17 protein-coding genes are annotated in these 19,509 nt (G+C 67.3%); 12 read left to right on the forward strand and 5 right to left on the reverse strand.

Going from position 1 to position 19,509, the window contains the following annotated elements:
- Nucleotides 1-41 precede the first annotated feature (41 nt).
- The 4 genes from ACX9OW_RS03885 to ACX9OW_RS03900 form a co-directional block, all read right to left on the reverse strand.
- A complete protein-coding gene (locus ACX9OW_RS03885; RefSeq protein ID WP_128988706.1) occupies nucleotides 42-812 on the reverse strand; it encodes an SDR family oxidoreductase in 771 nt (256 codons plus the stop codon).
- A 103-nt stretch (nucleotides 813-915) separates the two neighbouring features.
- Nucleotides 916-1,809, reverse strand: a complete 894-nt coding sequence (locus tag ACX9OW_RS03890) for a hydroxymethylglutaryl-CoA lyase (RefSeq protein WP_459040399.1) — start codon at nucleotides 1,807-1,809, stop codon at nucleotides 916-918.
- Nucleotides 1,806-2,207, reverse strand: coding sequence for a VOC family protein (locus ACX9OW_RS03895; protein ID WP_053519512.1), 402 nt, complete (start codon nucleotides 2,205-2,207; stop codon nucleotides 1,806-1,808). The genes ACX9OW_RS03890 and ACX9OW_RS03895 overlap by 4 nt, the downstream gene beginning before the upstream one ends.
- A 2-nt stretch (nucleotides 2,208-2,209) precedes the next feature.
- On the reverse strand, nucleotides 2,210-2,998 hold the full coding sequence (locus tag ACX9OW_RS03900; protein WP_053519513.1) for an enoyl-CoA hydratase/isomerase family protein: 789 nt from the start codon (nucleotides 2,996-2,998) through the stop codon (nucleotides 2,210-2,212).
- A gap of 119 nt (nucleotides 2,999-3,117) precedes the next feature.
- Between ACX9OW_RS03900 and ACX9OW_RS03905 the strand changes: the two genes are divergently transcribed.
- The 3 genes from ACX9OW_RS03905 to ACX9OW_RS03915 are packed head-to-tail and all read left to right on the forward strand — an operon-like array spanning nucleotide 3,118 to nucleotide 5,485.
- Complete coding sequence (locus ACX9OW_RS03905) at nucleotides 3,118-3,372, forward strand: FeoA family protein (protein WP_053519514.1); 255 nt, start codon at nucleotides 3,118-3,120, stop codon at nucleotides 3,370-3,372.
- Nucleotides 3,369-5,231 carry a ferrous iron transport protein B gene (gene feoB / locus ACX9OW_RS03910; RefSeq protein ID WP_065175604.1) on the forward strand — a complete coding sequence of 621 codons (1,863 nt, stop codon included), beginning with the start codon at nucleotides 3,369-3,371 and terminating at the stop codon, nucleotides 5,229-5,231. The genes ACX9OW_RS03905 and feoB overlap by 4 nt, the downstream gene beginning before the upstream one ends.
- On the forward strand, nucleotides 5,231-5,485 hold the full coding sequence (locus tag ACX9OW_RS03915) for a DUF6587 family protein (protein ID WP_065175605.1): 255 nt from the start codon (nucleotides 5,231-5,233) through the stop codon (nucleotides 5,483-5,485). The genes feoB and ACX9OW_RS03915 overlap by 1 nt, the downstream gene beginning before the upstream one ends.
- A 42-nt stretch (nucleotides 5,486-5,527) precedes the next feature.
- Here the strand turns inward: ACX9OW_RS03915 and ACX9OW_RS03920 are convergent, their stop codons facing one another.
- The gene (locus ACX9OW_RS03920; RefSeq protein WP_459061967.1) at nucleotides 5,528-6,310 is read right to left on the reverse strand and encodes a 3-oxoacyl-ACP reductase; all 783 of its coding nucleotides are present in this window, start codon (nucleotides 6,308-6,310) and stop codon (nucleotides 5,528-5,530) included.
- Between the two features lie 68 nt (nucleotides 6,311-6,378).
- Between ACX9OW_RS03920 and dapB the strand changes: the two genes are divergently transcribed.
- The 9 genes from dapB to ACX9OW_RS03965 all read left to right on the forward strand — a co-directional run bounded on the left by dapB (nucleotide 6,379) and on the right by ACX9OW_RS03965 (nucleotide 19,490).
- Nucleotides 6,379-7,110, forward strand: coding sequence for a 4-hydroxy-tetrahydrodipicolinate reductase (gene dapB, locus ACX9OW_RS03925; RefSeq protein ID WP_128988716.1), 732 nt, complete (start codon nucleotides 6,379-6,381; stop codon nucleotides 7,108-7,110).
- A 326-nt stretch (nucleotides 7,111-7,436) separates the two neighbouring features.
- On the forward strand, nucleotides 7,437-8,564 hold the full coding sequence (gene carA / locus ACX9OW_RS03930) for a glutamine-hydrolyzing carbamoyl-phosphate synthase small subunit (RefSeq protein ID WP_053519346.1): 1,128 nt from the start codon (nucleotides 7,437-7,439) through the stop codon (nucleotides 8,562-8,564).
- A 150-nt stretch (nucleotides 8,565-8,714) separates the two neighbouring features.
- Nucleotides 8,715-11,957 carry a carbamoyl-phosphate synthase large subunit gene (carB, locus tag ACX9OW_RS03935; RefSeq protein ID WP_074901560.1) on the forward strand — a complete coding sequence of 1,081 codons (3,243 nt, stop codon included), beginning with the start codon at nucleotides 8,715-8,717 and terminating at the stop codon, nucleotides 11,955-11,957.
- A gap of 8 nt (nucleotides 11,958-11,965) precedes the next feature.
- A complete protein-coding gene (gene greA, locus ACX9OW_RS03940; protein ID WP_026347191.1) occupies nucleotides 11,966-12,430 on the forward strand; it encodes a transcription elongation factor GreA in 465 nt (154 codons plus the stop codon).
- Between the two features lie 4 nt (nucleotides 12,431-12,434).
- Nucleotides 12,435-13,352 (forward strand): phosphoglycerate mutase, encoded by a 918-nt coding sequence (locus ACX9OW_RS03945; RefSeq protein WP_197571295.1) that lies wholly within the window; start codon nucleotides 12,435-12,437, stop codon nucleotides 13,350-13,352.
- Between the two features lie 175 nt (nucleotides 13,353-13,527).
- A complete protein-coding gene (gene recJ, locus ACX9OW_RS03950) occupies nucleotides 13,528-15,285 on the forward strand; it encodes a single-stranded-DNA-specific exonuclease RecJ (protein WP_164152632.1) in 1,758 nt (585 codons plus the stop codon).
- A gap of 200 nt (nucleotides 15,286-15,485) precedes the next feature.
- Complete coding sequence (locus ACX9OW_RS03955; protein ID WP_459061968.1) at nucleotides 15,486-17,729, forward strand: type VI secretion system Vgr family protein; 2,244 nt, start codon at nucleotides 15,486-15,488, stop codon at nucleotides 17,727-17,729.
- A gap of 19 nt (nucleotides 17,730-17,748) precedes the next feature.
- Nucleotides 17,749-19,365 (forward strand): hypothetical protein, encoded by a 1,617-nt coding sequence (locus tag ACX9OW_RS03960; RefSeq protein WP_053519336.1) that lies wholly within the window; start codon nucleotides 17,749-17,751, stop codon nucleotides 19,363-19,365.
- Complete coding sequence (locus tag ACX9OW_RS03965) at nucleotides 19,362-19,490, forward strand: hypothetical protein (protein ID WP_006441023.1); 129 nt, start codon at nucleotides 19,362-19,364, stop codon at nucleotides 19,488-19,490. Before ACX9OW_RS03960 ends, ACX9OW_RS03965 begins: the two co-directional genes overlap by 4 nt.
- Nucleotides 19,491-19,509: the final 19 nt, after the last annotated feature.

A 19,509-nucleotide genomic window follows, 5' to 3' on the forward strand; every position in this document is an offset into this window, starting at 1 on the left:
TGGGTCGTTGGGGGTGGACGCCGTCCCGGCGCCCGGGGGAATCACTTCGGAGCGAGGCGGGTAGCGCCGTCCAGGCGGATGGTCTCGCCATTGAGGTAGGTGTTGCCGAGGATGAAGCCGACCAGGCTGGCGAAATCCTCCGGCTTGCCCAGCCGCGACGGGAACGGGATCGAGGCGGCAAGCGACTGCTGTACGGCTTCGGGCATGCCATCGACCATCGGTGTCCAGAACACGCCCGGGGCGATGGTGTTGACGCGGATGCCGAAGCGCGAGAGCTCGCGGGCCATCGGCAGCGTCATCGACACCACACCGCCCTTGCTGGCGGCGTACGCGGCCTGGCCGATCTGGCCCTCATAGGCGGCGATGCTGGCGGTGTTGATGATGACACCGCGTTCGCCATCGGCGCCGGCCTCGTTGTGCTGCATGCGGTTGGCGGCGGCCTTGGCCACGTTGAAGCTGCCGACCAGGTTGACCATCACCGTGCCCTGGAAGCCGGCCAGCGGCATCGGGCCTTCCTTGCCGAGCACACGGCCCGCGCCGAGGATGCCGGCGCAGTTCATCGCCACGTTGAGGCCGCCGAGGAAATCGTGGGCCTGGTCGATGGCCGCCGCCACGGCAGCTTCATCACTGACGTTGACGTTGAAATAGCGGGCGTTGTCGGCACCCAGCGCGGCGACGGCGGCGCTGCCTTTGTCGTCGTTGAGGTCGAACAGGGCCACCTTGCCGCCTTGGGCGACGAGGTGCTCGGCCACGGCCAGGCCAAGGCCGGAAACGCCGCCGGTGATCACGGCACGTACGGAAGACAGCTGCATTGCACGGTCCTGCAGGTTCGAGAACCGCCGATTCTAACGGAAGCCACGACCGCTGCCGTTGTGCACCGCGCCGCCCGGAGCCCGGGCGACGCGCCCTGATGGATCAGACGGCCGCGAGCGCCTGGCCGGTGCGGCTGGCGGTCGCACGCCCGAGCAGGCCGGCCAGCCAACGACCGGTTTCCGCCAGCGCCGGCAGGTCCACCCCGCTGTCCAGGCCAAGGCCCTGCAGCAGATAGACCACGTCCTCGCTGGCGACGTTGCCGCTGGCGCCTTTCGCGTAAGGGCAGCCGCCCGCGCCGGAGACGGCGCTGTCGACCACGCGCACGCCTTCTTCCAGGCAGGTGGCGATGTTGGCAATGGCCTGCCCGTAGGTGTCATGGAAGTGCACGGCCAGCGCGCTCATCGGGATCTCCGCGGCGACTGCCTGCAGCATCGCCCGTGCCTTGCGCGGCGTGCCGACGCCGATCGTGTCTCCCAGCGAGATCTCATAGCAGCCCATCTGGTGCAGGGCGCGCGCCACCCGCACCACATCGGCCAGGGGGACCTCGCCCTGGTAGGGACACCCCAGCACGGTGGAGACATAGCCGCGCACCCGTACGCCATCGGCGGCGGCGCGGCGCAGGATCGGCTCGAAGCGTGCCAGCGACTCGTCGATGCCGGCGTTGGTGTTGGTGTGGTTGAACGCCTCGGAGGCGGCCGTGAACACCGCCACTTCCTCCACGCCGACCGCGAGCGCCCGCTCGTAGCCCTGTTCATTCGGTACCAGCACTGGATAGTGGATGCCGGGCCGGCGCTGGATGCCGGCATAGACCTCAGCGGCATCCGCCAGCTGCGGCACCCACTTCGGGCTGACGAAACTGGTCGCTTCGATGCTGCGCAGGCCGGTGGCCGACAGGCGGTTGATCAGCTCGATCTTGTCGGCCGTAGAGACCGGTTGCTTTTCGTTCTGCAGGCCGTCCCGCGGGCCGACCTCGACGATGCGGACGTAGTCGCTCATGCCTCCGTCTCCGCAGCGGGGCGCTGGCAGACCGCCTCGATGTTGTTGCCGTCCGGGTCGAGCACGAAGGCGGCGTAGTAGTTCGGGTGATACCAGGGACGTACGCCGGGAGCACCATTGTCGCGTCCTCCGGCGGCCAGGGCGGCGGCATGGAACGCGTCCACCTGCGCGCGGCCGGTACAGGCGAAGGCGACGTGCACGCCATGGCTGACGCTGCCGCCATTGCCGATCCAGAAGAACGGCTTGCCATCGCGGCCGAAGCCGACCTGGTCATGGGTGCCGGTCTGCTCCGCGGTGACTTCCATCACCACGCCGATCTGCAGTGGGGCCAGTGCCTGGCTGAAGAACGCCCTGCTGCGCGCCAGGTCGGCGCTGGTCAAACCAAGATGATCGAGCATGTTCAGGCCTCCGTGACCCAATGGGGGGCGCGCTTGTCGAGGAAGGCGCCCAGGCCTTCCTGACCCTCGGCCGAGACCCGCAGGCGCGCGATCAGGGCGGCATTGTCGCGGTCGAGCGCATCGCGGTCATGGCTGTCACGGACCTGCCGGACCAGGCGCTTGGCCGACGCTGAGGCGATCGGGCCGGCCTTGTCGAGCAGGGCCAGCTGGCGCTGCACCGCCTCGTCCAGCCGCTCGGGTTCCACCAGCTGGTGCACCAGGCCGATGCGCAGCGCGGTGTCGGCGTCGAAGTGCTCGCCGGTCGCGAACCAGCGGCGGGCCTGACGCGGCCCGATCGCCTCGATCACGTACGGCGAGATCACGGCCGGCAGCAGGCCAAGGCGGCTTTCGGTCAGGCCGAACCGGGCGCTGGTGCTGGCGATGGCGATGTCGCAGCAGGCGACCAGGCCGACACCCCCGCCGAAGGCGGCACCGTGGACCCGGGCCAGGGTCGGCTTGGGCAGTTCGTCCAGGGTGCGCATCAGGCGCGCCAGGGCCAGCGAATCCTCGCGGTTGTCAGCCTCGCTGGCAGCGGCCATGCCCCGCATCCACTGCAGGTCGGCACCGGCCGAGAAGGATGCGCCGTGGCCGGCCACCACCACCGCGCGCACCGCGTCTTCCCGCCCGGCCGCCTCCAGCGCGGCGGTCAGCCGGGCGATCAGGCCGGCATCGAAGGCGTTGTGCAGCTCCGGCCGGTTCAGCCAGAGGGTGAGGACGGCGCCGCTGCGCTCGATCTGCAAAGCATCGTTCATGGGATTCCAGGGTCACTCCATACCTGTATGGATCATAGCGGGCCATTGGTCATGGGCCATGACGCGACGCGGGAATGTTAGAATCGAGAACCATTTACATCCAGCAGAGAACAGGCTAGATGACGCTGTCCGAACTGCCCCTGCATACCTCGGCCGTGGTCGACTCCGTGCAGGACCTGCATGCCAACGATGCCATTGCCCGCCGCCTGCGCGAGCTGGGCTTCGTCAAGGGCGAGGAGGTCCGCCTGGTGGCCAAGGGCCCACTGGGGGGAGAGCCGTTGCTGGTGCAGGTCGGGTTCACCCGTTTCGCACTGCGTATCAGTGAAGCCAAGCGCGTCGTGATCGACGCTGCCAGCCAGGAAAGACGTGCATGACCGCATCCGCCACTGCCGCCCCCCTGCGCATCGCGCTGGTCGGTAACCCGAACAGCGGCAAGACCGCCCTGTTCAACCAGCTGACCGGCAGCCGGCAGAAGGTCGCCAATTACACCGGCGTGACCGTCGAGCGCAAGGAAGGACGCCTGCGCGCGCCCTCCGGCCGCGAGTTCGCCGTGCTTGACCTGCCGGGTGCGTACAGCCTGCACCCGGCAAGCCTGGACGAGGCGATCACCCGCGACCTGTGCCGGGGCTTCTATCCGGGCGAGGCCGCGCCGGACGTGCTGTTGTGCGTGATCGACGCCACCAACCTGCGCCTGCACCTGCGCTTCGCACTGGAACTGCGCGAGTTGGGCAAACCGATGGTGGTGGCGCTGAACATGGTGGATGCGGCCGAGCGCCGTGGCATCCAGCTGGACGTGGCAGCGCTGGAGCGCGAGCTGGGCGTGCCGGTGGTCGAGACCGTGGCGGTACGCAAGCAGGGCGCGCGTGCGCTGGTCGAGCGCCTGGACCGCATGGTGCCGCACCTGGATGCGCCGATGCCGCCGGCCGAGGACGGCATCGACTACCACGCCCGGGTACGTGACATCCTGGCGGTGGCCGTGCGCATGCCGGCACGCACCGCGAAGATCGACGACACGCTTGACCGCTGGCTGCTGCATCCGGTGTTCGGACTGGTGACGCTGGTCGTGGTGATGTTCCTGATCTTCCAGGCGGTGTTCGCCTGGGCGACACCGCTGATGGATGGCATCGAGGCCGGCTTCGGCTGGCTGGGCGAGGTGGTCGGTGGCGCGCTGCCGGAGGGGCCGCTGACCAGCCTGCTGACCGACGGCATCATCGCCGGCCTGGGAGGCGTGGTGGTGTTCCTGCCGCAGATCCTGATCCTGTTCGCGTTCATCCTCGCGCTGGAAGAGTCCGGCTACCTGCCACGTGCAGCGTTCCTGCTCGATCGGCTGATGGCCGCGGCCGGCCTGTCGGGGCGTTCGTTCATCCCGCTGCTGTCCAGCTTCGCCTGCGCGGTGCCGGGCATCATGGCCACCCGCAGCATCCAGGATCCACGCGACCGGCTGGCGACGATCCTGGTGGCGCCGCTGATGACCTGTTCGGCCCGCCTGCCGGTGTATGCCCTGCTGATCGCCGCCTTCATTCCCGATGGCAAGGTCGGCATCTTCAACCAGCAGGGCCTGGTGCTGTTCGGACTGTACGTGGCCGGCATCCTCAGCGCGCTGGCGATGTCGTGGGTCATGAAGAAGTGGCGCCGCGACAAGAGCGAGCATCCGTTGATGCTGGAGCTGCCCTCGTACCGTATTCCGCATCCGCGTGATCTGGCAGTCGGCCTGTATGAGCGCGGCATGATCTTCCTGCGGCGCGTGGGCGGCATCATCCTGGCGTTGACCGTGCTGCTGTGGTTCCTGCTGTCGTTCCCCGGTGCGCCCGCCGACGCCACGCTGCCGGCCATCGATTACAGCTACGCCGGCCGCATCGGCCATGCGATGACCGCGGTTTTCGCCCCGCTGGGTTTCAACTGGCAGATCTGCATCGCACTGATTCCGGGCCTGGCCGCGCGTGAAGTGGCGGTTTCCTCGCTGGCGACCGTGTACGCGCTGTCCGCGGCCGACGACGATGCGGCGATCTCGGCGCTCACGCCAGTGGTGGCCGATGGCTGGTCGCTGGCCACGGGCCTGTCGCTGCTGGTGTGGTTCATCTATGCGCCGATGTGCATCTCCACGCTGGCCACCATCAAGCGTGAGACCAACTCGTGGAAGAAGATGGGTTTCGCGGCGTTCTACCTGTTCGCAGCGGCCTACGTTGCAGCGCTGATCACCTACCAGGTGACCGTGGCGCTGGGAGGCGGCTGATGGACGCAGGACTGCTGCTCCAGTACCTGCTCGTTGCGCTGGCCGTGCTGGTCAGCGCGTGGGTCGTACTGAAAAAGCAGTTCCCCGGCACCGTGCGCAGGATGCGCGGTGCCTTGGCACTGGCGCTGCTCAAGCCCGGCCGCGCCGGCTGGCTGCAGGCGCTGGGCCGCAGGATCGCGCCCCCTGTCAGTGGCGGCGGCGGTGCCTGTGGTGGCTGCGACAGCTGCGGGCCGACGCCGCCGAAGCAGCACTGACGATGCCGGGAGAGAGCGGGGGCTGCTGCGCTCGCCGAAGCCTCAATCCCGCACCAGCCCACCGTCCACCACCAGATTCTGGCCGGTCACCGCGCGCGCCCAGGGGCTGGCGAAGAACAGCGCGGCGTCGGCGAACTCGGCCGGCGTGGTCACGCTGCGCAGTGGCGTGTTGGCGGCGATGTAATCGAACACCGCCTGCGGTGTCGCCGCGCTGGCATCGGTGCTGCGCAGCAGGCCGCCGGACAGCATGTTGACGGTGATGCCCTGCGGCCCCAGGTCGCCGGCCAAGGTGCGGGTCAGCGAAAGCAGGGCGGCTTTGGCGGCCGTGTAGTCGTGATAGGGCACCACCGGGTTCTGGAACAGATTGGTGCCGATGTTGATGATGCGGCCGAAACCGCGCGCCTGCATGCCGGGCAGGGCGGCCTGCACGGTGTTGAGCGCGCCGCGCACGCTGCCTTCGAACTGCGCCTGGAACGCCGGCCAGCCAATGTCGGCAGCGCCGTCGCGCGCATCACCATTGAAGGAGAAGTCGGCCAATGCATTGTTGACCACAGTGGTCACGCCCTGGCCGAAATGCGCCAGCGCCTGCTGCAGGAGTGCCTCGATCTGGCCCCGGTCGGTGACGTCGGCGCGGAGCGCGAGTGCCTGCCCGCCCAGCTCTACCGCCAGCGCACGTGCGGCCGTCTCGCTGCGGTGGTAGTTGATGATGATCCGGGCACCCTGCGCGGCGAATGCGCGGGCGATATGCTGGCCGAGGCCGCGGCCAGCGCCGGTGACCAGTACCAGCTGTTCGCTGATCTGCATGGGAAATGCGGTCCATTGCATGAAGAGTCCTGCAGCGTAGCAGCGATGATGCTTGCCGGACCGGGCATGCTGCCGCTAGCCTGCGGGGCATGAACCAGACTCCCCTGCGATTGCTCATTCACGGCGCTTCCGGGCGCATGGGCCAGGCCCTGCTGCGGCTGGCCGCCGATCATCCCGAAACCCTGCAGATCGTGGCAGCGGTGACCGGCCGCGCGCCGGCCCAGCGGGTGGTCGACGGAGTGCCGTTCTTTGCCGCCAGCGAGCTGGCAGGGGCGCCGGCATTCGATGTGGCCATCGACTTCAGCCTGCCGGAAGGCTTCGATGCGATGCTGGCCCTGTGCGTTGAACGCGGCGCAGGCCTGGTATCGGGTACCACCGGCATCTCCAGTGCGCAGCGCCAGGCGCTGGACGCCGCCGCGGCGCGCATTCCGCTGGTGTGGGCTTCGAACTTCAGCCTCGGTGTCGCGGTGCTGGACGAGCTGGTCGAGCGCGCTGCGCAGGCCCTGTCGGGCTGGGACTGCGACATCGTGGAATCGCACCATACGCAGAAGAAGGATGCGCCCTCGGGAACGGCACTGACCCTGGGCGCAGCCGCGCAGCGGGGTGGGGCGGATCCGCAGTACGCCAGCCTGCGGGCCGGCGATATCGTGGGTGAGCATCTGGTGCAGTTCACCGGCCTGGGCGAGCGCATCGAACTGGTCCACCGGGCGACCAACCGCGACATCTTCGCCCGCGGTGCGCTGTTTGCCGCCCGCCAGCTGCAGGGGCGGGCGCCCGGGAGCTACCGGGTGCGCGACCTGCTGGACACCCCGGCGGGCTGATTCACGGGGTCGGATCCCTTTCCCACGGAAAGGGATCTGACCCCTCGCCGCGATTGCTGTCAGAGCCCTTTTCCCGCATGAAAAGGGATCCGACCCCGGCCATCGCGCTTTGCACACGCGGGCGTATTGAAATGAATACGCAGTCGCCTGTTCATGAAACGATTCAACCGCTGGCGCGAGCGCTCCGGCAGCGCTACAATTCGCACTCGCCGAATCACCAAAGCCGGACCGGTCCTGAACCGTACGTCCGCGCTTTTTTGCAACCGGATTTCCGTGAAGCACAGGCGTGACTTCGGCACCCCCTCGGTAGCCAAAGTGAGATTTCCGTGACCCAAGCCGCAATCCTCGTCCTCGAAGACGGCACCGTATTCGAGGGCGAATCCGTAGGCGCGCCCGGCCTGTCCGTCGGTGAAGTGGTGTTCAACACCGCCATGACCGGTTACCAGGAAGTGCTGACCGATCCGTCCTACGCCCGGCAGATGGTCACGCTGACCTATCCGCATATTGGCAACACCGGCATGACCGACCAGGACGACGAAGCCTCCAAGGTGTGGTCGGCCGGACTGATCGTGCGCGATGTGCCGCGCCGCCCCAGCAACTGGCGCAGCCAGGTGTCGCTGCAGGACTGGCTGATCCAGCGTGGCGTGGTGGCCATCGCTGGCATCGATACCCGCAAGCTCACCCGCATCCTGCGCGAGAACGGCGCCCAGAACGGTGCGCTGATGGCAGGTGACATCGATGTTGAGAAGGCGCTGGAAGCCGCCCGCAAGTTCCCGGGCCTGAAGGGCATGGATCTGGCCAAGGTCGTCACTACCGAGAAGACCTATGTCTGGACCGAGGGCCAGCTGGACCTGGATGCCAACGCCTTCGTCAGCGTGCCGGCCCGCTTCAAGGTCGTGGCCTACGATTTCGGCGTGAAGACCAACATCCTGCGCATGCTGGCCGAACGCGGCTGCGAAGTGACCGTGGTGCCGGCGCAGACCCCGGCGGCTGAAGTGCTGGCGCTGAAGCCCGACGGTGTCTTCCTGTCCAATGGCCCGGGTGACCCGGAGCCGTGCGATTACGCGATCGCCGCGATCAAGACCTTCATCGACGTGAAGATTCCGACCTTCGGCATCTGCCTGGGCCACCAGCTGCTGGGCCTGGCCTCGGGCGCGCAGACCGTCAAGATGGGCCATGGCCACCATGGTGCGAACCATCCGGTGCAGGACCTGGACAGTGGCCGGGTGATGATCACCTCGCAGAACCATGGTTTCGCGGTCGATGAAGCCACCCTGCCGGCGACGTTGCGCGTGACCCACCGGTCGCTGTTCGATGGCACCAACCAGGGCATCGCACGCACCGATGTGCCGGCGTTCTCCTTCCAGGGCCATCCGGAAGCGTCGCCGGGCCCGCACGACGTCGGTCCGCTGTTCGACCGTTTCGTGACCCTGATGGAACAGGCCAAGGCGTGATCCGCAGGCCACCGGCGACCGGTGGCACCGCGATGGACCGTAAGGCCCCGCATTGCTGCTGCCTCCCGGCGCGGCGCTGCGGATCGAGATTCCTGATCGACAGCGTGCGATCACTCCCCCTTGTCACGCTGTACTGACTTAGAGAAGAAAATGCCCAAGCGCACTGACCTAAAGACCATCCTCATCATCGGTGCCGGCCCGATCGTCATCGGCCAGGCCTGCGAGTTCGACTACTCCGGCGCCCAGGCCTGCAAGGCTCTGCGCGACGAGGGTTACCGCGTGGTGCTGGTCAACAGCAACCCGGCCACGATCATGACCGACCCGGAGATGGCCGACGCCGTCTACATCGAGCCGATCAACTGGCAGACGGTCGAGAAGATCATCGCCAAGGAGAAGCCCGACGCGCTGCTGCCGACCATGGGGGGACAGACCGCGCTGAACTGCGCGCTGGACCTGGCCGACAACGGCGTGCTGGAGAAGTACAACGTCGAGCTGATCGGTGCCAAGCGCGAAGCGATCCGCATGGCCGAAGACCGCGAGCTGTTCCGCGTGGCGATGGGCGAGATCGGCCTGGAGTGCCCGACCGCCGCCGTCGCCCACACGCTGGACGAAGCGCTGGAGATCCAGACCCGCGTCGGCTACCCGACCATCATCCGTCCGAGCTTCACCCTGGGCGGCAGTGGCGGTGGTATCGCCTACAACCGCGAAGAGCTGGTGGAAATCGTCAGCCGCGGCCTGGAACTGTCGCCGACCACCGAAGTGCTGGTGGAAGAGTCGGTGCTGGGCTGGAAGGAATTCGAGATGGAGGTGGTGCGTGACACCGCCGACAACTGCATCATCGTGTGCTCGATCGAGAATCTCGATCCGATGGGCGTGCACACCGGCGACTCGATCACCGTGGCCCCGGCGCAGACCCTGACCGACAAGGAATACCAGCGCCTGCGCGATGCCTCCATCGCCGTGCTGCGCAAGATCGGCGTCGATACCGGCGGCTCCAACGTGCAGTTCGGCATCAACCCGAAGACCGGCCGCGTGGTCGTCATCGAGATGAATCCGCGCGTGTCGCGCTCCTCGGCGCTGGCCTCCAAGGCCACCGGCTTCCCGATCGCGAAGGTGGCCGCCAAGCTGGCCGTGGGCTACACCCTGGACGAACTGAAGAACGAGATCACCGGTGGCCTGACCCCGGCGTCGTTCGAGCCGTCCATCGACTACGTGGTCACCAAGATTCCGCGTTTCGCCTTCGAGAAGTTCCCGGCCGCCGATGCGCGCCTGACCACCCAGATGAAGTCGGTGGGCGAAGTCATGGCGATGGGCCGCACCTTCCAGGAATCGGTACAGAAGGCGCTGCGTGGCCTGGAAACCGGCAAGGTCGGCTTCGACCCGACCGGCCTGGACCTGGCCAACGAGGAAGACCTGCAGACCCTGCGCCGCGAGCTGAAGGCACCGGGTCCGGAGCGCCTGTTCTACGTGGCCGACGCGTTCCGCGCCGGCATGAGCGTGGAAGAGATCTACGCCCTGTCGTTCATCGACCACTGGTTCCTGGACCAGATCGAGGAAATCATCGCTGCCGAAGGTGAAGTCGCTGCCGACGGCATCGACGCGCTCGACGCTGCGCGTCTGCGCAGGCTCAAGCGTGCCGGTTTCTCCGACGCCCGCCTGGCCCAGCTGACCGGCACCAACGAAGCGGCCATCCGCGCACTGCGTCGTGCCCACAAGGTGCGCCCGGTCTACAAGCGCGTGGACTCCTGTGCTGCCGAGTTCGCCACCGGCACCGCCTACCTGTATTCGACCTACGAGGACGAGTGCGAGGCCGCGCCGAGCAACCGCGACAAGATCATGATCCTGGGCGGCGGTCCGAACCGCATCGGCCAGGGCATCGAGTTCGACTACTGCTGCGTGCATGCGGCGCTGGCGCTGCGCGAGGATGGTTATGAAACCATCATGGTCAACTGCAACCCGGAAACCGTGTCGACCGACTACGACACCTCCGACCGCCTGTACTTCGAGCCGCTGACGCTGGAAGACGTGCTGGAGATCGTCGAGCTGGAACAGCCGAAGGGCGTGATCGTGCAGTACGGCGGGCAGACGCCGCTGAAGCTGGCGCGCGCGCTGGAAGCCAATGGCGTGCCGGTGATCGGTACCAGCCCGGACTCCATCGACCTGGCCGAGGACCGCGAGCGTTTCCAGCAGCTGGTGGACAAGCTGGGCCTGAAGCAGCCGCCGAACCGTATCGCCCGCAACGACCAGGAAGCCCTGCTGCTGGCCCGCGAGATCGGCTACCCGCTGGTGGTGCGTCCGAGCTACGTGCTCGGTGGCCGTGCGATGGAGATCGTGTACGGCGAAGCCGATCTGGCCCGCTACGTGCGTGATGCGGTGAAGGTGTCCAACGATTCGCCGGTGCTGCTGGACCGCTTCCTCGACAACGCTGTCGAGTGCGATGTCGACATCATCGCCGACAAGGATGGCAACGTGCTGATCGGTGGCGTGATGGAGCACATCGAAGAAGCCGGCGTGCACTCGGGCGACTCCTCGTGCTCGCTGCCGCCGTACTCGCTGTCGGCCGAGACCCAGGCCGAGCTGCGTCGCCAGGTGGTGGAACTGGCCAAGGCGCTGAACGTGGTCGGCCTGATGAACACCCAGTTCGCGATCCAGACCAGCGACGAGGGCGACGACACCGTCTACCTGCTTGAAGTGAACCCGCGTGCCTCGCGCACGGTGCCGTTCGTGTCCAAGGCCACCGGCATGCCGCTGGCCAAGATCGCCGCACGCTGCATGGCCGGCAAGACCCTGGCCGAGCAGGGCGCGACCGAAGAGATCGTGCCGGACTACTACTCGGTGAAGGAAGCGATCTTCCCGTTCGCCAAGTTCCAGGGCGTCGATCCGATCCTCGGGCCGGAAATGCGGTCCACCGGCGAGGTGATGGGCGTCGGTCGCAGCTTCAACGCCGCCTTCGCACGCGCGCAGGAAGCCGGCGGCATCAAGGCCCCGCCGATCGGCAAGGCCTTCGTGTCGGTGCGCGACCCGGACAAGAAGCGCGTGTTGCCGGTCGCCAAGGCGCTGCTGGCGCGCGGCTACAGCCTGGTGGCCACCCGTGGCACCGCCGCCTGGCTGCAGCAGCATGGCATGCAGTGCGAGATCATCAACAAGGTGGTCGAGGGTCGTCCGCACATCGTCGATTCGATCAAGAACGGCGAGATCGTCTACATCGTCAACACGACCGAAGGTCGGTCGGCGATCAACGACTCGTTCTCGATCCGTCGCGAGGCGCTGCAGCACCGCGTCACCTACTCGACCACCATTGCCGGCGCCAAGGCGCTGGTGGATTCACTGGAATTCCGCGGCACCGGCCCCGTCTGGTCGCTGCAGGAGCTGCACAAGGAGTTGAATGCATGAGAGCCCCCATCACGATGAAGGGCGCGCAGAAGCTGCGCGACGAACTGGATCACCTGAAGTCGGTCAAGCGGCCGAAGGTGATCGCCGCGATCGCCGAAGCGCGTGAGCATGGCGACCTGAAGGAGAATGCCGAGTACCACGCCGCGCGCGAGGAACAGGGCTTCATCGAAGGCCGCATCAAGCAGCTGGAAGGCGAGCTGTCGCACGCCGAGATCATCGACGTGAGCAAGCTCAATGCCGGCTCCAAGGTGGTGTTCGGCGCCAGCGTGACCCTGGCCGACGTGGAAACCGACGAAGAGAAGAAGTACCAGATCGTGGGTGACCTCGAAGCGGATATCAAGCTGGGGTTGATCGCGATTTCCTCGCCGGTGGCGCGCGCGATGATCGGCAAGCTGGAAGGCGATTCGATCGTGATCGACGCCCCGGCTGGGCAGCGCGAGTACGAGATCGTCAGCGTCAGCTACGTGGACTGAGCACGTGGCGACGGCGACCCTGCTGTTGCCCGCACGCAGCCGCTTTGCCGCGGCTGCGCTGCCGGACGATGTGGCACGTGCGCTCGGCCGTGCCACAGCGGTGCAGGTCGAGCCGGGTGAACGGGCGCAGCTGATGCGCCATTTCAAGGTCGCCGCGCCGCACTGGCCGGTGGCCGCGCTGACCCGCCAGCGTGACGTGGGCGATGCGGCCGGTGCCAGCTGGCTGCGCGCCGATCCGGCCTGCATGGTGCCGGACATGCATGGCGCGCGGATGATGGCCTACGGCGAAACCCTGCGACCAACCCTGGCAGACAGCCTCGCCCTGCTGCCGGTGCTGCAGCCGTTGTTCGCCGAGGCCGGCTTCGTGCTCGACGCGCCTGATCCGTCGCGCTGGTATCTGCGGCTGCCGATCGATACCGCACTGCCGGCGTTCGACGGTCCCGACGAGGTGCTCGGCGATGACCTGTTCTCGCACCTGCCGGAAGGCGAGGGCGGCCGCCGCTGGCGGGCGCTGATGACCGAGGCGCAGGTGCTGCTGCACAACCACTCCTGGAACCAGCAGCGTGCCGCGCAGGGCCAGCAGCCGATCAATTCGCTGTGGTTCTGGGGCGGTGGCGTGATGCCGGTGTCGGTCAGCACGGTGCATGCGCAGGTGCGCAGCCGCGATGCGCTGCTGCAGAGCCTGGCGCAGGCCGCTGGCGTGGCGGTGGATGGTGAGCAGGCTGTCGATGCGCTGGTTGACCTGCGCCAGCTGCGTTCGCTGCAGCAGTTGGGCAACGAGGCGATCCGCCCGCTGCTGGCCGCGTTGAAGCGTGGCGAACTGCAGCGGCTGGTGCTCGATTTCGAGGACGGCCTGCAGTTCCAGCTGGATCGCGGACAGCGCTGGCAGTTCTGGAAGAAGCCGCGCCAGCTGCACGACTGACCGGGGACTCGGTCGAGCGGGGGTCGGATCCGTTTTCCATCGGAGAACGGCTCTGACCCCGATGTTTGCCGGGGTTGCCGCCAGCGGCCGGCACTACCGCAGGTGCCGGGCGCAATCCCGCCAGCCTCTCCCACGCGCGGTATCATCCCTCTGTCTTTCGTAACCGGCGATGCCGATGTCCCTTGCCGCCGATCCAGCGCTGCCGTCTTCCGATACGCCGACAATCCGACGCCGTGAGGCAGCGACGCCGGCTGCATGGCCGGAGGGAACGCTGCCACTGCTTGCACGTCTCTATGCCAGCCGTGGCGCGGGGACGCCGGAACTGGCGCTGCCGAAGCTGGGCAATCTGCATGCCCCCGAACTGCTGACCGGCATCGACGCTGCGGTCGACCTGCTGGTCGAGGCCATCGCCAATGACAAGCGCATCCTGGTGGTTGGCGATTTCGATTGCGATGGCGCTACCGCCTGTGCGGTCGGCGTGCGCGGCCTGCGCATGCTCGGCGCACAGCATGTCTTCCATGCGGTGCCCAACCGGATGGTGCACGGCTATGGACTGTCGCCCTCGCTGGTGGAGGAACTGGCCGCGCTGAAGCCGGACCTTCTGGTCACCGTCGACCACGGCATTGCATGCCATGCCGGCGTCGCGGCCGCAAAGGCGCGTGGCTGGCAGGTGCTGGTCACCGACCATCATCTGCCGGGCCCGCAGTTGCCTGCGGCCGACGTGATCGTCGATCCGAACCTGGATGGCGACGCATTTCCCAGCAAGTCGCTGGCCGGTGTCGGCGTGATCTTCTACGTGCTGATGGCGCTGCGCCGGCGGATGCGCGAGGCCGGCGTGTTCGCCGATGGCAAGGGCCCGGACCTGACCACGCTGCTGGACCTGGTGGCGGTCGGCACCGTCGCCGACCTGGTGGCACTGGATCCGAACAACCGCGCACTGGTCAGTGCGGGCCTGCGCAGATTGCGTTCGGGGCAGGGCTGTGTCGGCCTGAAGGCGCTGATCGAAGCCAGTGGGCGCGACGCGGCGCGGCTGACCGCGACCGACATCGGCTTCGCCCTGGGCCCACGCCTGAATGCCGCCGGTCGGCTGGAAGACATGGCGCTGGGCATCGCGCTGCTGCTGACCGAGGACCCGCGGCAGGCGCGGGAGATCGCGCAGACGCTGGAGCAGATCAATGCGGAACGCCGCGCCGTGCAGCAGTCGATGACCGACGATGCCGAGCAGGCGCTGACCCGAGTTGTGCTGGACATGGCCGGGCAGCGGCCGGTGGCGGCATGCCTGTTCGATGCCGAGTGGCATCCGGGCGTGGTCGGTCTGGTGGCCTCGAAGATGAAGGATCGCCTGCACCGGCCGGTGATCGCCTTCGCGCCGGCCGAGCCCGGTGCCGACACCCTGCGTGGCTCCGCGCGTTCGATTCCGGGTCTGCATATCCGTGACGCGCTGGCATTGGTCGATTCACGACATCCCGGCCTGATCGAGCGCTTCGGCGGTCACGCCATGGCGGCCGGCCTCAGCCTGCGGCTCGATCATGTCGACGCCTTCAAGGCGGCCTTCGTTGCCGTCGTGCTGGAGATGCTCGACCCAGCGGCACTTCAACAACAGGTGCTCAGCGACGGCGAACTGGCAGCGGACGAGCTCGACCATCGCCATGCCGATGCGCTGCGCCTGGCCGGTCCTTGGGGGCAGGGCTTCCCGGAGCCGCTGTTCGATGGCCATTTCGAAGTGGCCAACTGGCGCGTGCTGAAGGAACGCCACCTCAAGCTGGAACTGCGCCTGCCGGGCGTGCCCGGCACGATCAACGCGATCCATTTTGGCGGCTGGCACGGCAATGCGCCGAGCCGCCATGTGCATCTGGCCTACCGGCTGGCCTGCGACGACTATCGCGGTGGTAGCGCCATCCAGCTGATTGTCGAGCACTGCCTGCCGGCGTGAGGCAGCGTTCGCGCACTGCCGCCGGGGCCAGCGTTGGCGACAGGGTCGCGGGGAAGGAAATGTGAGGAAATTCGCAGTTCCTTGAATTTCCTTAATGAATTCATCTCTTTATCCAGAGGCAAAAGCGTCAAAAAGCTGGCGCATGTCACCTGCCGGTGGCAAAGTCGGGCCACGACCAACATGGGACGACGGAACGCCCGATGTACGCCGAATCACTGCTTCCCGGCGCCGCACTGCAGCGCCTGCACCAGGACCGACGCCTGATCCGCGTCGAAACCGCTCTGGATCCGGACACTTTCCTGGTCAAGCGTTTCGAGGGCAGCGAGGCGGTGTCCAGCCCGTTCGCCTACCGTATCGAACTGCTGTCGGTCCAGCCGCGGCTGGAACTGAAACAGCTGGTCGGGCAGCCGCTGCGCCTGCAGCTGGGTGATGAATTCGGCAACCGCAGCGTGCACGGCTACGTTCGCGAGTTCGCCAGTACCGGCCAACAGGCCCAGTTCAGTGCCTACCGGGCCGAGCTCGCGCCCTGGTTCGCCTTCCTCGATTACACCTGCAACTGCCGGATCTTCCAGGACCGCAACGTGCTGCAGATCATCGAGGAGGTGTTCCAGGGCTACGCACAGCTGGCGAAGTTCCGCTACGACCTCAATGCCGGCAAGCTGCCGCCGCTGCCGTACTGCGTGCAGTACAACGAGTCCGATTTCGCCTTCGTCAGTCGCCTGCTGGAAGATGCCGGCCTGTACTACAGCTTCGTCCATGACGAAGAGGGCCATACGATGGTGATCAGCGACGATTCAACGCTGAGCACCGCGCACGGCGAACCGCAGCCCATCGCGTTCGTGTCCGACCAGGGCACGTTGGCCAGCACCGGTCTGCACCGCTGGGGTGCACGCCGACGCGTCGGGCCCAGCGTGCAGACCCTGCGCAGTTTCGACTTCAAGCAGCCGGGCCAGACGCTGGATGGCAACCAGGGCAACCAGGTGCCGCTGGGCCTGCTGCCGCCGCTCGAGCAGTACCGCTACGACGGTGCGGCGCGTTTCACCAACAGCCGCATTGGCCAGGCGCTGGCGGCGGTGCGCAACGAGGAAGTGGCTTGGCCGACCAAGCTGTTCGAGTGCGCGGGCAACGCCGGTGAGCTCGACGCCGGCGCCTGCTTCGAACTGGAGCGGCACCCGGATTTCATCGGACGTGACGATACCGACCGCAGCTTCTTCGTGGTGAGCGTGCAGCGGGAAGGCCACAACAATTTCGCTGCCGATTTCGGCAGCGCTGAAGCCCCGAGTGTCGAAGTGCAGGCCGAGGTGCTGCGCCGTCGCATCCCCTACAGGCCGCTGCGGCGGACGCCGTGGCCGCGCATGCCGGGTCCGCAGACCGCCACCGTGGTTGGTCCGCCGGGGGAGGAGCTGCATGCCGACCGCTACGGCCGGGTGAAAGTGCAGTTCCATTGGGACCGCCAGCTGGATCGCCGCGAGAATGCCTCGTGCTGGATCCGCAGTGCGAGTCCGTGGGCAGGCGCCGACATGGGTGGCGTGTCGCCGCCGCGCGTGGGCCAGGAGGTGATCGTCGATTTCCTCGATGGCGACCCGGACCGCCCCATCATCACCGGTCGTGTCTACAACGAGGACAACATGCCGCCGTTCGGCATGGAGGTGAGCGGCCTCAAGTCGAAGACGGTCAAGGGCGCGGGCTGGAATGAGATCACCATGCATGATGGCGCCGGTGGCGAGCTGCTGAACATGCGGGCGCAGCGTGACATGGTCACCACCGTGCTCAACGACCAGAACGCCAGCGTCAAGAACAACAAGTCCACATCGGTGTCGGTCAACCATCGAATGGACGTCGGCGCCAACCAGGACATCAGCGTCGGCGGCAACCGTGGCATCACGGTCACCGGCACCGACACGCTCGGCGTTACCGGCACCCGCACCACCAATGTGACCGGCGCGGTGACCGAGAAGTACGAAGCAGGCGAAACCAAGACGATCTCCGCAGCCGGCTATACCGAAACCATCACCGGCGACTTCAAGACCACCCTGACCGGCAACTTCACCAGCCAGCGCACCGGCACGTGGACCGAGACCGTCACCTCGACCTCCAGTCGCACGGTTGGCGGACTGGTGACGGAGACGCTGAACGCCGCGCGGGAGGTGACCATAACCGGTCATGACAAGCGCAGCGTGCAGGGCAAGGTCGACGACAGCAATGTCGGCGAGCGGGTGATCGACGTCACCGGCAATTTCAGCCAGGACGTGACCGGTACGCACAGCCAGGGTTCGGATGGCACGATGAGCCTGGAGTCGGCGGTCAAGCTGTCCACCAAGGTGGGTGGCTCGGTCATCGAGATCACCGACAGCGCCATCAAGATCACCGCCGGTGGCTCGGAAGTGGTCATCGACGCAGGCGGTGTGTCAGTCAACGGCAGCGAGATCAAGCTCAACTGCTGAACAGCACGGGAGATACACCATGCAGGACACCCCCATGCTGCGCGGCCTGAACGCATTGCGCGACGCCTGGCTGGAGGCCAGCGCCGACAGCAGCAGGCGCCTGTTGGTATGGCGTCTGCCGGCTGCCGCCAGCCGCCTGCTGGCCGCGTTCTTCGAGATGCAGCGCAACGACGCAGGGCGTGATACGCCGGACTGCTTCCTGCGCATCGATACCGCCTATGAGCTGGGCTTCCGTTACAGCCGGCAGGTCAAGCAGGATCTGCTCGACCGTTATCTGGCCAGCCAGGACGAGCTGCGCGCGCAGCAGGTGCCACTGGGCTGGCGTGGCCCGAGCGAGGCGCATCCGGACAGCGCGCAGGGTGTGGTCGATGTGCTGGAGAGTTTCATCGACCATCACGGCGAGCATCTGCGCCTGCTGGCTGCCGTGCTGGAACCGGAGCGTTGCGTGCCCGGTGAAGGCTTCGAGCGCTGGCTGGATGCGGCGCTGGCCGCTGCGCCGGGAGAGCGCCTGCGACTGGTGCTGGTGGATACCGAAGAGGACCCGCGCTGGCAGCCGCTGCTGGAGCGTCATGCCAGGACCGCACGGGTGGTCACCGCACCGGTCGACATGTTTGCGATTGCCCGGGATACCGCCGCGCAATCCGGTGGTCGCGGTCCGGAAGTGCTGTACCGGCAGCTGCTGGCGGACCTGATGCTGCTGCTGGAGCGAGGCAGTCCGTCGCAGGTGGTGGCCCGCGCCGGACGCGCGCAGGGCCTGGCGCAGCGGCATGGCTGGCAGGACCAGCAGTCGGTGGTGCAGATGATGGTGGCTGGTGCCTGGCTGAAACATGGCGATCACAGCCAGGCGATCAACAGCTACCGGCAGGCACGCAGCGCCGCCGAAGGTGCACGTGCCAGCGGCAATCCTGCCGCGCCGGAACTGGTGATGCAGAGCTGGTTCGGTGAAGCGGGCTGCTGGTTGGCGGCCAAGCAACCCGAGCGTGCGGCACAGACCTACCTGCAGGCATCCGCGTCCGCAGCCAGCATTCCGCACCCCATGTTCGCACTGGAGGGCCAGCGCATGGCGGGCTGGTGTCACGTGCAGGCGGGCCAGCGAGAGGCGGCGCGCACGCAGCTGCTGGAGGCGATCCGCATCGCCAAGCCGCTGGCGCCGGCCGACCGCAAGGCGACGACGCTGCCCCAGGCACTGTGGGATCTGCTGCAGCTTCAGGACGCACGACGCTGCGAACAACTGCGGCAGGTCGCCACTGACTACCTGCAGGCCAGCACCGGCCTGCTGGAGAAGGCGGACGCGCAGGGGCGCGCACTCGGCCCGCGTCCTCCGCGTCCGGCGCTGGATGCCATCGACGCCGAGCTCGATGCCGCGCTGGAGCGCGGCTTTCATCGTGCGCAGCAGGAACGCGAGCGGCTGATCCAGGGCGGTGACGAATTTTTCCGCAAGATCGTGGCCGTTGGCCGTGATTTCCTCGACCCGGGCTGGAACGGCCTGCCGGCGATCGAACACCCGCTCGACCACGAGATTCCGGTGTGGAGCGAGCCCCCGGCGATGCAGCCGCTGCCCGATCCCAGTGGCCTGCTGCAGCCGCCCGTGGCCGCGCCTGCCGGGCCCGCCGTTACAGGAGTGGCTGTTGCATGAAGTCGAACAAGACCGTGGTGATGCTGGTGGCCATCGTGCTTGGCATCATCGTCGTGACCTGGATCAGCGCCGAGTACCGTGACGAAGTAAAGGCGTTCCTGCGCGCGTTGTTCCGCGCCTTGTAACGCAACAGGGAGTGTTGCC

This window comes from Stenotrophomonas genospecies 5 (assembly GCF_054473825.1).